This window comes from Arthrobacter sp. P1_C12_2 (genome assembly GCF_056406415.1).
In genome coordinates, this window is the sequence record NZ_JBFUAF010000038.1 from 1 (window position 1) to 11497 (window position 11497).

12 protein-coding genes are annotated in these 11497 nt (G+C 62.7%); 4 read left to right on the forward strand and 8 right to left on the reverse strand.

Features of this window, described 5'->3' with window-relative positions; translation table 11 throughout:
- The coding region (locus tag AC1DZQ_RS22170) for an amidohydrolase family protein (protein ID WP_476965520.1) at positions 1-731 on the forward strand (731 nt) is incomplete at its 5' end.
- Between the two features lie 126 nt (positions 732-857).
- Positions 858-2090, forward strand: a complete 1233-nt coding sequence (locus AC1DZQ_RS22175) for an aminotransferase-like domain-containing protein (RefSeq protein ID WP_476965521.1) — start codon at positions 858-860, stop codon at positions 2088-2090.
- Positions 2091-2366: 276 nt separating this feature from the next.
- On the opposite strand, the gene AC1DZQ_RS22180 is transcribed toward AC1DZQ_RS22175, so the two are convergent.
- The 5 genes from AC1DZQ_RS22180 to AC1DZQ_RS22200 all read right to left on the reverse strand — a co-directional run bounded on the left by AC1DZQ_RS22180 (position 2367) and on the right by AC1DZQ_RS22200 (position 6932).
- Entirely contained in the window at positions 2367-3014 is a 648-nt protein-coding gene (locus AC1DZQ_RS22180; protein ID WP_476965522.1) for an RraA family protein, read from the reverse strand.
- Positions 3011-3400, reverse strand: coding sequence for a RidA family protein (locus tag AC1DZQ_RS22185; RefSeq protein WP_476965523.1), 390 nt, complete (start codon positions 3398-3400; stop codon positions 3011-3013). The genes AC1DZQ_RS22180 and AC1DZQ_RS22185 overlap by 4 nt, the downstream gene beginning before the upstream one ends.
- Positions 3394-4230, reverse strand: a complete 837-nt coding sequence (locus AC1DZQ_RS22190; RefSeq protein WP_476965524.1) for a RidA family protein — start codon at positions 4228-4230, stop codon at positions 3394-3396. Before AC1DZQ_RS22190 ends, AC1DZQ_RS22185 begins: the two co-directional genes overlap by 7 nt.
- Positions 4227-5540, reverse strand: coding sequence for an MFS transporter (locus AC1DZQ_RS22195; RefSeq protein WP_476965525.1), 1314 nt, complete (start codon positions 5538-5540; stop codon positions 4227-4229). Before AC1DZQ_RS22195 ends, AC1DZQ_RS22190 begins: the two co-directional genes overlap by 4 nt.
- A 483-nt stretch (positions 5541-6023) precedes the next feature.
- Positions 6024-6932, reverse strand: a complete 909-nt coding sequence (locus AC1DZQ_RS22200; protein WP_476965526.1) for a LysR family transcriptional regulator — start codon at positions 6930-6932, stop codon at positions 6024-6026.
- A 73-nt stretch (positions 6933-7005) separates the two neighbouring features.
- Between AC1DZQ_RS22200 and AC1DZQ_RS22205 the strand changes: the two genes are divergently transcribed.
- On the forward strand, positions 7006-8013 hold the full coding sequence (locus tag AC1DZQ_RS22205; protein ID WP_476965531.1) for an EamA family transporter: 1008 nt from the start codon (positions 7006-7008) through the stop codon (positions 8011-8013).
- Positions 8014-8134: 121 nt separating this feature from the next.
- Here AC1DZQ_RS22205 and AC1DZQ_RS22210 read toward each other — a convergent pair whose 3' ends face one another.
- The 3 genes from AC1DZQ_RS22210 to AC1DZQ_RS22220 are packed head-to-tail and all read right to left on the reverse strand — an operon-like array spanning position 8135 to position 10502.
- The gene (locus tag AC1DZQ_RS22210; protein WP_476965527.1) at positions 8135-9094 is read right to left on the reverse strand and encodes an NAD-dependent epimerase/dehydratase family protein; all 960 of its coding nucleotides are present in this window, start codon (positions 9092-9094) and stop codon (positions 8135-8137) included.
- Positions 9091-9687, reverse strand: coding sequence for a hypothetical protein (locus AC1DZQ_RS22215; protein WP_476965528.1), 597 nt, complete (start codon positions 9685-9687; stop codon positions 9091-9093). Before AC1DZQ_RS22215 ends, AC1DZQ_RS22210 begins: the two co-directional genes overlap by 4 nt.
- Positions 9688-9692: 5 nt before the next feature.
- Positions 9693-10502, reverse strand: coding sequence for a DUF4386 domain-containing protein (locus AC1DZQ_RS22220; RefSeq protein ID WP_476965529.1), 810 nt, complete (start codon positions 10500-10502; stop codon positions 9693-9695).
- Between the two features lie 101 nt (positions 10503-10603).
- Here AC1DZQ_RS22220 and AC1DZQ_RS22225 point away from each other — a divergent pair, with 101 nt between their 5' ends.
- Positions 10604-11323: a TetR/AcrR family transcriptional regulator gene (locus AC1DZQ_RS22225; protein ID WP_476965530.1), complete on the forward strand. Its 720-nt coding sequence runs from the start codon at positions 10604-10606 to the stop codon at positions 11321-11323.
- The last annotated feature ends 174 nt before the right edge of the window (positions 11324-11497 follow it).

Here is an 11497-nt window from a genome sequence, read left to right on the forward strand (position 1 = left end):
GCGGGACGGACAACACCGGCAACACCGGCTACTTCCAGGCGGAACCGGAGACGCTCCGGGCAAAGATCGAGGCCGCCTACGCGGCCGGCTGGTCGATCGCGGCGCACGCAATCGGCGACCGCGCCGTGGACCTCGCGATCGAGATCATCACCGGCTGCGCCGCGAAATACGGCCCCCGGGCCGTGCCCAACAGGATCGAACACGCCTCGATGACGCGGCCGGAACAGCTTCCAAAGCTGGCCGCCGCGAACATCGCCGTCACCCCGCAGGCCAGCTTCTTCTTCGACGGCGGCGACGGCATGGCCGATTCACTAGGCCCCGGCCGCCTGCCCTGGGCGTACCGGGCCGCCTCCTTCCTGGCCGCCGGGGTCACCCTGGCCGGCAGCTCGGACCGGCCCGTGGCCGACGGCAATGTGCTGCGCGGGATGCAGGCCTTCATAGACCGCAAGACCTCCTCCGGCGCCGTGTTCGGCAACCCGGACGAGCGGCTGACCCCGTACCAGGCCCTTGCTGCGTACACCACGGGCGCCGCCGCGGCCACCGGAGCATCGACTTCGAAGGGTTCGCTGGTTCCGGGGAAACTCGCCGACTTCACGGTGCTGTCCGCTTCTCCTTTGGATGCGCCGGACGTCAGCGAACTGCAGGTACTGGCTACCGCCGTCGGAGGCCGCTTCACCCACAACACCCTGTCCTCACGCCAAGCCGTCCTGCAGCATTCCACCCAGTCTTAGCCTCTACAGCATGTTCAGTTCAAAGGGGAACATCATGACTTCAAGCACCACCTTCACGGCCCAGGACACCGCTCTTGTCTTCGACGGCGCTCTGGAGACCGTGTCCGCCTCTGCGGGAGTCGCACGATGACCGTGGTGGAGCCGGATGTCATGTTCGTCCGCTCGAACCATACGGAATTGTGGGCCCGACGGGCGGCCTCCACCCCATCCACGGCCGTGCGGGAGATCTTTGCCGCTGCTGCACGGCCAGGGATTATTTCGCTGGCTGGCGGCAATCCGGACGTCGGCTCACTGCCTCTGGCTGCCCTTGGCGAGACGGCGGCCGCCATTATCTCCGGTCAGGGTTCCCAGGCGCTACAGTACGGAGCTGGGCAAGGAACCGAGGAACTGCGGTCGCAGATCTGCTCGATAATGTCCCTCGAAGGCATCACTGACGCCGATCCGGACGACGTTTCCGTGACCATCGGATCCCAGTCCGGCCTTGACACCGTGACGAAGATTCTTTGCGATCCGGGGGACACGGTGCTGACGGATGACGCCACGTATATGGGGGCCTTGGGCACGTTTTCCGTGTACGAAGTAGACGTCCAGCCTGTTCTGACGGACTCCGACGGACTGATCCCGGAAGCCCTGCAGGAGCGCATCCACGCGTTGCGGGGAGTGGGGAAGCACATCAAGTTCCTCTACACGATTCCCAACTTCAATAATCCAACAGGTGTAACCCTGAGCCTGGAACGGCGCCAGCAGGTAGTCGACATCTGCCGGGACGCCAACATCCTCGTCGTTGAAGACAACCCTTATGGATTGCTCCGCTACCGCGGAGACGCGCTCCCTGCGATGCGGGCGGCCAACCCCTTGGACGTCATCTATTTGAGTTCCTTCTCCAAAATATTCGCTCCCGGCCTCAGGCTCGGCTGGGCGCTGGTTCCACCTCACTTGAAGCAGCGCTTCCTCATTATCGGAGAGTCCAGCACGCTGTGCCCGCCGGCCTTCAACCAGATGCTCACTTCTGCTTATCTCCGCGACTACGACTGGCAAGGCCAGATCGATCTCGCACGTGCCGCCTATCGGCTCCGCAGCGACGCCGCCCTAGCGGCTCTCTCGGCGACCATGCCCGACGGCGTGACCTGGACCAGGCCTGAAGGCGGCTTCTTCACCTGGCTCACGCTGCCTGGGTCGGTGGACACCCAGGCGCTCAGCACGACGGCGGTGGAGGCCGGTGTGGTGTTCTTCCCGGGAGCCGCGTTTTCACCGAACACCGCGCCGTCGCATAAGCTGCGCCTGGCATTCAGCGCGCTCAGCCCGGACCTCATCACCGAGGGCATCCACCGGCTGGCTTCCGTGCTGGCAAGGCTCTAGTCCGCTTCGCGGCTTCGTGGGAAACCGACATGAACGCGGCCGATGCACTGTGAGTGCATCGGCCGCGTTCATCTCTTTTGACGCGTGCGTCAGAGCAGGGAGGCTGCCCGGAGAAACACTCCTGCTCGACGAATTGCTGCGGAAGTTAGCCGCCCGGAACTGAATTTGACAGTCACCCTCCGAGCCGCCATGGAGGATCTTCAGCCACCTACGCRGAAGTGCCCGACTGGTATCCAGTCGGGCACTTCGCGTTTCAGTGGGAGGATCCGTTGGAGCCTATTCCATTCCGCATGGAAGAACCGTGTCGATGGCATCCCCCGAACGCAGGCGTCGCAGAATGTCCGGCTCAGCACGGTCTGTTGACAGGGCTAGGTCAACAATGGCCGCGGCATCCCCCGGCGAGAGAACAAGGACCCCATTGTCATCGGCCATCACTACGTCGCCTGGGTTCACAGTCACCCCGCCGCACAGCACAGGAACATTCACCGCACTGTTGGTATCGAGCTTGCGCTTAGCCGTGAGGACGCTGGTTCCGCGGGCGAAAACCGGAAGCCCCGCGCTCCGGAGCTCCACGATGTCGGTCACCACTCCGTCCACGACGATCCCTGCGGCACCGGCGCATTGGGCTGCACACGCGGTGACAGCACCCACAGGTGCATGAGTGGTGTCATGCCCTGTTTCGATGACAAGAACGTCGCCAGGTTCCAGAAGTGCCAGCGCCCGGTTCGTGGCGAAGGCATCTGCAGAGGCAATGCGAACGGTCACTGCTCGGCCAACAAGGTGAACATTCCGGAGCATCGACCGGACGCCCGAGTCGAGGAAACCTTCCTCCAGGAAATGCCCGATGGTGGGAAAGCTCACGGACTGAAGCCGGCTAACCAGATCAGCATCCAGGGTCTGGGTCAGACGGACTGTGCCGTTCATGAGCCGCTGCCCTCCTTCATGACGGCTATGCACTGAATCTCGAAGGAGAAATCCCAGATCCCCACGCAGATCGACGTGAGTGCAGGAGCACGGGAACCGAAAACATCAGCATAGATGCGGCGATACTCCTCGTCCTGACTCTTGTCGGATAAATACACGGTCGCGTTGACAACGCGGTCAAGGCCGGAGCCTGCCCCTTCAAGAACGGTTTGGAGATTGGTAAGCACCTGGCGGACTTTCCCTTCAAAGTCCGCTGGCCGRTCGTCCGTCCCGGCGATCAGCGGAATCTGACCGGTAGTGAAGACAAATCCCCCTGCAACCACAGCTTGGGAGAACGGTCCCACCGAGGCCGCCATACCTGGAAAGGTAGCCAGTCGCGTCAGCATGTCTGCACCGCTTCCTGGAGAACGGGGACGAATTTCGGCTCTTGGGTAAATGGCTCCTGCGGCGGTCCGTCCGCCACCAACGCGATGCACTCGATCTCCAGCGCAATGTCCCAAATGCCAACGCAGCATGAGGAGCGTGCCGGCAACGTTGACCCGAAAACCTCGGCGTACACGCTGTTGTATTCAGCCAACTGTTCCGGGTCGGTCAAGTAGGTGGTGACCTTCGTGACGTGGGCAAGATCAGAGCCCGCCTCAAGGAGGATGGCTTCCATGTTGGTCAGGGTCTGGCGGACTTTTCCGGCGAAGTCCTCCGGCTGGTCCTGCATACTGGGTCGGGCCGGGATCTGGCCTGACGTGAAGACCATTCCGTTGGCAACGACGGCCTGGGAATAGGGCCCAAGGACCGGAGCCATTCCTGGTGCGTTGGCGATGCGGCGAATATGCGGTGGCTCTTGACCGTCCGCCACGGCCGCTATGCAATGGATTTCGATGCTGTAATCGCTTTCGGACACCATCACGGTCGTTCTGGCAGGAAGGTGATCGCCGAAGACGTCCGCGTAGATCTCGTTGTATTCGGCCAGCCGTGGATCCGTGAGGAACGTGGTTATTTTCAGTACGAGTTTCAAGCTGGACCCCGAATCCTCGAGAGTCGCAGAGAGGTTTGCAAGCACCAGACGTACGTCGTCGGCGAAGTTCCGGCCGTCCTCTTCCGGGACGGTGCGCAGCGGTACCTGTCCTGAGGTAAATACGAGGCCACTGGCCACGATGGCCTGAGGGGATGGACTGGGCAGGGCATTGACGCCGTCCCGTGTGCTGATGCGCCGGATCATGCTCGAGTGGCAACTTCGTCGCGGTCGGCAGCCTCAGAAGGCGCTTCGTGGATTGCATCGATGTTGGAACGCAACGTTTCAGTGAGCAGGAGCAAGGCCACGAGGGAAACAGCGGCCGAGCCGATCATGAACCATGCCACGGAGGACCCCTGGCCTGTGGCGTTCAGCAGAGCTGTTGTGACGACTGGTGTAATCGCGCTGCCAAGGAGACCGGCGAGCATGTATGCGACAGAGAGGCCGGAATATCGGACCCGCGAACCGAAGAGTTCGGCCAGGAAAGTGGCGATCGGGCCGTAGTTCGCACAAAATGCCGTCATCAGCAGGATGTATCCGAAGACCACGCCAGCGAGGGAACGGGTGTCCATCAGCCAGAACAGCGGGAATGCGACGACGATCTCGGCTACTATCCCGCCGACGATAATGGGCTTGCGGCCAAACTTGTCTGATAATTTGCCGAAAACTGGGAGCATGATGATTCCCACTGCGCAAGCCGCCAGGACTGCAATAAGCATGTCATTCGTAGTAAAGCCCAGTTTTGTCTTGCCGTAGGTCAGCCCGAACGCCACCAGAATATTGAAGGCGGTTCCGGTAGAAATTGTCGCCAGCGCGCCGAGAAGGACCTGTTTCCAATACTTCCGCAGCAATTCGGCCAACGGCATTTTTGCTTTGGCTCCCGCGTCCTTGACGGCCTGGAATGAGGGAGTCTCTTCGAGAGTCAGCCGAATGTACAGACCCACAGCAACCAGGATGACACTGGCGAGGAAAGGAATCCGCCAGCCCCAAGCCAGCAGGTCTTCCTCAGGCATGATTCCTGCGATGATCAAGAACACGAGATTGGCGATCAGCGTTCCGCCGGGGACACCGACCTGGACCAGGGACCCGTAGAACCCACGCTTTTCCTTCGGAGAATGCTCCACCACCATCAGGACTGCTCCGCCCCACTCCCCGCCAAGAGCAAGTCCCTGAATGACTCGAAGCAAGAGCAGAAGAATCGGCGCTGCGATGCCGATCGTTGCGTAGTCCGGCAGGAGGCCGATTGCAAATGTCGCGGCACCCATCGTCAGCAGTGATGTAAGGAGCATCGATTTGCGCCCCATCCGGTCACCGAAGTGGCCGAAGAGCGCCGCGCCGGCCATTCGGGCGACATAGGCAGCAGCAAAGGTGCCGAACGCCAACATGGTTCCGACCAACGCATCAAAGCTTGGGAAGAAGATCTTGTTGAAAACAAGGGCAGAAGCGGTAGCAAAGAGAAACAGGTCATACCACTCAACGGTGGTTCCGATAACACTGGCTACGGCGATCTTGCGCATCTTGTCTATTTTTGGACCGGGCGGTGAAATGGATGAGGCAACGGACGATTGAGGCATGGATCTTCTCCCAAAGTGAGGGCTGACCATTTTGAATGGGGCCAGCCTGTGCTCTCAACCTTCGTGTGCGCCAGTTCACAATTCAAGAGAGTTTTCCCCCCGGTTGTGAGGTGAAATCGGGGCATATGCCCAAGTAGCCAAAGCCGATCGATCCAGCGAATCAAGATATGCCTCGCGTTAGGAAGACCTATTCGACAGCTCATCAATGGGCCGGCGCCGGCGGAACTGTGCTCATGACCCGAACCTTCCCGGATCGCTCTTCTGAGTGTTCAAAGTTGCCTGTACGGTCTGCATTTTGATCCGTAGTCGGATGCACAAACCGTCAGGGCTGCCGGAGCCCGGCTTCTGGGCTTTCTGATACCCGGCCGTCAGAGTCTCCGGTGGTGAAGCGGAGAGGGCGCTTGATACTTTGCGCCCAGGGCGCCACTAGCTCGCAGCTGGGCCTGCAATCTTGCGCAGGAGGCCTGCAAGGTGCTGAATGCCCGGGCTTTCGGTCATGGTCCTGCGGTGCACTATCCCCACATGACGAGCCGGCACGGGATGGACCACCGGTACAGCGACCACATCGGCGGGCAGTGCGGGTCTACCGAGACGAGGCACGAGCGCCACCACGGCCCCCTGCTCCACCAGCGCGATGTGGGTTGCGAAGTCCGGATCGTAGACCTGGATATCCGGGACACGGCCCAGATCGGCAAAAATCCGCAATAGTGCCTCGTTGCAGATGGCGCCGTGCGGGGTGCTGATCCAGCGCTCATCAACCATATCGGCAGCTTCCACCTCCGCCCTTCCTGCCAGGGGATGGTTGCGGTGAACCAGAAGATCCGCGATGTCATCGCAAAGCCACTCGAGCACCACGTGCTCTGGAATCACAAGCGGGACGGAGTTCCAGTCGTGGACGATGCCGAGGTCGGCTTCCCCGCCGGCTACACGTGCCACGGCTTCACGTGGGTCCTCAGCCAGCACAGTGACGTCCAGATCAGTTCCGGAGGAAGCGAGCATGCCCAGCATCGGCCCCACCAGCCCCCGGCACGCGGTGGAGAAGGACACCACCTTCAAGCGGCCGTACGGTTTGGCGGGATCGGCCAGGAGCGTGGACTGGAGTTCTTCCAGTTCGGCGAGAATGCGGCGCCCATAAGCGGCCAAGGCAAGTCCGCGTTCAGTCAGCAGCACACCTCGGCCATGCCGCTCCAGGACCGAGAAGCCAGTCTGCTTTTCCAGCTTCTTGATCTGCTGCGATACCGCCGACGGGCTGAAGCCCATCACCTCTGATGCTGCAATGACGGAACCATGGTGCTCAATCGCTGCCAGCGCACGGAGCGCTCCGATGTCTATCATGAAGCAAACGTACATGCTATGCGGTATGAATCAACGCTGGTGCTTCATTCTCCTCTCTGTCAAGGTGAGGAGCGTGAACCTTCGCCATTCCTTGCTTGCCGCCCTGGTCGCTGTTTTGTGGGGCCTAAACTTTGTGGCCATCGACTTGGGCCTCCACACCAACGGACGCGACGTTCCGCCGTTGCTGTTCGTGGCGATGCGGTTTGTCCTGGTGGTCTTCCCCTGGATTTTCTTCGTGCGCAAGCCTGAGGTCAGCTGGGCAGCAATTATCGGTGTCGGGCTCTTTATGAGTGCCGGCCAGTTCGGGCTGCTGTATCTGGCCATGGCGCTGGGCATGCCGGCTGGTCTGGCCTCTTTGGTACTACAGGCGCAGGTTCTGCTTACGGTTCTGTTGGCCGCCGTGTTCCTTGGCGAGCGGCCTAGCGGGCGTCAGTTGGCCGGCGTCGTACTTGGCGTCGCCGGCCTGGCGGTAGTGGCGGTGGGCCGCAGTGCCGTTGCCCCGCTACTTCCGTTTGTCATTGTGCTGGCCGCGGCGCTTTCCTGGGCTGTGGGCAACGTGGTTGCACGCAAAGCCAAGGCGGCGTCGGGGCTGGGGCTGGTGGTCTGGTCGGGTGCGGTGGTCCCGCTCCCGCTCGCCGGACTTTCGCTGATCATCGATGGTCCCGATGCCATCACGGCAGCGATCGGAGACCTCCAGCCCGCCACTGTCTTGAGCGCGCTATACACTGCGGTTTTCGCTTCGCTGGTGGGTTATGGGATCTGGAACCGGCTGCTCGCGAAATACTCGCCGTCGGCCGTGGTCCCTTTCACGCTGCTAGTGCCGGTCGTGGGGATGAGCGCCGCGTGGCTGGCTCTGCAGGAGGTGCCCTCGGCCACGGAAGTGGCTGGCGGACTGCTCCTGCTGGGAGGAGTGGCGACGGCGGTGCTCACCAGAAGCGGTGGGCGGATTCAACGACAGGGCCCGGCTTTGCCGCCAGTTTTGGGCCCGGCTTCGGCCAGTGGCTTGCGGGTCGCAGACGCTGACGAACAAAACCTACCGCGACTGCAGGGATCAGCCAGTGGAAAAACGTCCGAGAACTGACATAACGCAGTTCAGAGGTCCAGCTCAACCACTTTAACAGTCTCACCCCCGACATCGTCGACGCCGCTAAAAAACGATGATTCGTCCTGACACCATCCCCGGAAAGTTGACCTTGAGCGTGTTATTGCACCGGCGCGGACCTGCCAGAGTTGTATGCCCGGAGTGTTCCGGCGATGGCCTCATCGAGGGGGGTTGCTGTGAGTCCTAGTCTGTTCATGATTTTGCTGCTGTCGACGATGAATGGCTCCTCGAATTGATACTGCATTTCGAGGAGTTCACGGACAGTGGGGTTGAAGAGACTTAGGCCGCGCAGAAGCAGCGGCGGCATGGTTCGGAGTCTGGCGCGCGGCTGGCCGGCAAGTTTGAAGATCATGTCGACAAGGTCTCTTGTTGTGCGGGTTTCGGGGTCGTTGGGCAGGTGCCAGATTTCTCCGGGGGCGTCGGGGTGTTCGCCGAGGACTGCGAGGCCTTCGCCGATGTCAGGGATGTATGTGTAGGTATGGGGCTGGTCCGGGTCGCCGAGCACAGTGGCGGTTTTTCCGGCCAGGGCTGCGGGGAAGACCCGGTCGCCGAGGTTGGATTGTGCACCTCCCCGGGGGCCGAAGTAGTCGGAGGCGCGACCGATGGCGACTTGGACGCGGCCGGCGCGGTGGGCAGTGAGGAGCTCTTGCGACATCTTTGCCCTGAGTTGCCCTTTTTTCGTGTGGGCGTTGTTCGCGCGGTCCTCCGTCAGCGGGTGTCCGTCGGGGCGGCCGTACATGTAGACGTTTTCCATGCTGACCAGGCGGGCGCCGCTGCTTTCGGCCGCCGCGAGAACGCCGGACTGCAGGGCGGGGAACTGTGTGCTCCATTGAGCGTACGGCGGGTTCAGGGTCTGATAAACGACGGCGGCACCGCGGGCTGCCTCGGCGGCGAATGCGGGATCGCTGGCGTCCCCCGCGGCGATTTCGACGTCATCGGGAACGCGTGCCTGTCCCGACCGGTTCACGAGCCGGACGGTCCGGCCGCGGCGCCGGAGAGCGTCAAAGGTGGCGAGACCGATGGCCCCGGTGCCGAATATGACGTGCAGTCCCGTGCTCATGCTGTTGCCGCCGAGGGCGCCTGCGCGGCACGTCGCTCCCCGGGAGCCCGGACGGGCAGGAGGATCTGGAGCAGGAGTCCGGTGATCGCGGTGACGACGAGTGCTCCGCTGGCGCCGAAGACGATGAATTGCTGGCCGACCTGGATCATGGCCAGGGTGGTGATGGCCCATCCCAGAGCCCACACTGCTGGCATTGCCATAGCCCAGATCCAGCGCCGCTGCGCACGGCGGGGCAGGGCCAACGCCTGTGCGGAACCGAGAACGAGGCCGTTGATGGCCCCCATCAGGGCAAGATCACCGAGTGACGTGCGGTAGTTGACGGCGGCGGCGCCGAGGAACAGTCCTGCGCTCATGCCGATAGCAGTTGCGGGGATCCACTTCCGGGCCTGCAGCCGGCGGCTGCTCGTAAGCGTCTGGCCGGCGCCGATGATGAGCCCTGCAATGGCTCCGCCGGCCAACGCACCCGGCGGCCCGTCCACGCGTCCGATGACCGCGCTTCCGGCGAACCCGGCCAGCGGCAGGGCGAGGAATCCGGCGGTCCAGAGTAGCCAGCTGCGAAGGAACGTTGTTCGGGATGCTTTGATGCGGTTCATGGGGATCAATTCCTTTTGCCCGTCGTTGGCTGCCGGGGTTCTGTGGGTGCCGTGGGGGGGGAGGGAGTAATGGAGGGGGTGGCGGCTGTGGGGCTTCCGCGGCGGGCGGAGCGCACCAGGATGCTGACGCCCAGTGCGGCCACCCACAATCCCCAGCCGGTGCTGCCGAGGAGCCCTGCCAGGTCCCAGACAGGAAATCCCGGGACTGCCGTGGCAAGGATGTCGCCCTGATTCAGCAGGTAGATGATGCTGACGAGGAGCCCGGCGGCACCGAGCCAGCGCGGGAGGATCCCGCTGCGCAGGATGATCACGCAGAGCGTGACCGACCATGCGATGACAAGCAACTGACCCAGGTGTTCCCCCAGCAGCGCTCCGCCGAACTGGTGCTGGGCGGTCCAGGCGGCGTCCACCGCCGCCCGTGTCGTTGCATCTCCCGTGACGTAGGAGCCTGCGAGGGGCGGAACGACGAACACCCAGCGCAGGAACCCGATGAGAGACAGGAGCACTGAGGCGGCACCTGCGTATGTGGCGACCCGCAGGGTCGGATCCTGGCGGAGGCCGAGCGCCGCGGGCAGCAGAAGAATCGGCACGGCAAGGAGCCCGTACGCCCAGGCCGTCGCAAACCAGGTCCAAACCAGCCCGGGACCGCCGGCCGCGAAGGCCGGCAGCACAACGCTGGCCGGTTCCCGCAGGATGTCCGGCCAGTCAAACGTCACCGAAAGCGTGGTAGCTGCCGCCGCGAACGTAAGGGCGCTCACGACGAACAATCCGCCGGTCGCCCATAGGAGGTTCCTGTCCGCGTAAGTGGTTGTCATGGTGCCCATCTTCCCGAGAATGTTGCACGTCGTACAATTAGTGTACGCTGTACAAATAGTGTACGACGTACAGAAGATTGTCAATAGAGAGGATCCGGACGATGGCGTCACCAGATCGGAAATCCAGGCCCGGACCCCGCCGTGCACTGACCCAGGAGGAGATCCTGGAGGCGACACTGGACCTCCTGGATGAGGGCGGCATGAAGGCGGCGTCCATCCGGGGCATCGCCGCGCGGGTCGGCGTGGCACCCAACGCGGTCTACACATACTTTCCCGACAAAGCCGCGGTGGTTCAGGCGATTGTCGAGCACCTGCTCGGACTGGTCGACCATGCGGTCTTCGCGGACCGCGACGTGCCATGGCGCCAAAGAATTGAAGCTCTCGCCCTGGAGTTGCGGGAACGACTCACCGCGCATCCGGGCGCTGTCAATCTGATGATTGGCGGGCCGATGAACGGCCCACACGCACTCGCCCTGAACGAACGCCTCATGGGCATTCTCGTGGATACCGGCCTCACGCCGGGGGACGCTGCCAAAGCGGCCTATCTGCTGATCGTCTACGTCTTCGGTTCGATAGCCCTGGAAGTTGCGGATTCCGTCGAAACACACAGGTTGCCCCCAGAAGCAGAACGGACAGCAGCACGCCAGGCAGGCTTTTCCGCCATCCCGGCCGAAACCCACCCATTGTCCGCCGCCGCTGCGGGCACCATGGCCGGCTACATATCCACCGAGCAGTACATATGGGGACTCCGCAAAGTGCTCGACGGCATTGCTGCAGGGCTCACTTCGGAGGCAGGCACGCTCCAGGCACTTGCCGACTAGCATCGAGCTCTCGGCGGAGGGTGGCGTCCGCCAGTGGGCCGTATGTGGGTCGGATCGGGCCGGATTCCGTATGTTTCCGCGGGAGTCCAGTGTTTGCAAGGGCCGGAATGCAGTTCGAGTCCCACCTCGGGCACAGCATTCCCCCTCGTCAGAGGGGGTTTTTGCTTTAACGTG

Bases quoted from the DNA above. Each gene is read 5' to 3' on its own strand.
- AC1DZQ_RS22175 (WP_476965521.1), top strand. From the start codon at position 858: ATGACCGTGGTGGAGCCGGATGTCATGTTCGTCCGCTCGAACCATACG.
- AC1DZQ_RS22180 (WP_476965522.1), bottom strand. From the start codon at position 3,014: ATGAACGGCACAGTCCGTCTGACCCAGACCCTGGATGCTGATCTGGTT.
- AC1DZQ_RS22190 (WP_476965524.1), bottom strand. From the start codon at position 4,230: ATGATCCGGCGCATCAGCACACGGGACGGCGTCAATGCCCTGCCCAGT.
- AC1DZQ_RS22195 (WP_476965525.1), bottom strand. From the start codon at position 5,540: ATGCGCAAGATCGCCGTAGCCAGTGTTATCGGAACCACCGTTGAGTGG.
- AC1DZQ_RS22200 (WP_476965526.1), bottom strand. From the start codon at position 6,932: ATGATAGACATCGGAGCGCTCCGTGCGCTGGCAGCGATTGAGCACCAT.
- AC1DZQ_RS22210 (WP_476965527.1), bottom strand. From the start codon at position 9,094: ATGAGCACGGGACTGCACGTCATATTCGGCACCGGGGCCATCGGTCTC.
- AC1DZQ_RS22215 (WP_476965528.1), bottom strand. From the start codon at position 9,687: ATGAACCGCATCAAAGCATCCCGAACAACGTTCCTTCGCAGCTGGCTA.
- AC1DZQ_RS22220 (WP_476965529.1), bottom strand. From the start codon at position 10,502: ATGACAACCACTTACGCGGACAGGAACCTCCTATGGGCGACCGGCGGA.
- AC1DZQ_RS22225 (WP_476965530.1), top strand. From the start codon at position 10,604: ATGGCGTCACCAGATCGGAAATCCAGGCCCGGACCCCGCCGTGCACTG.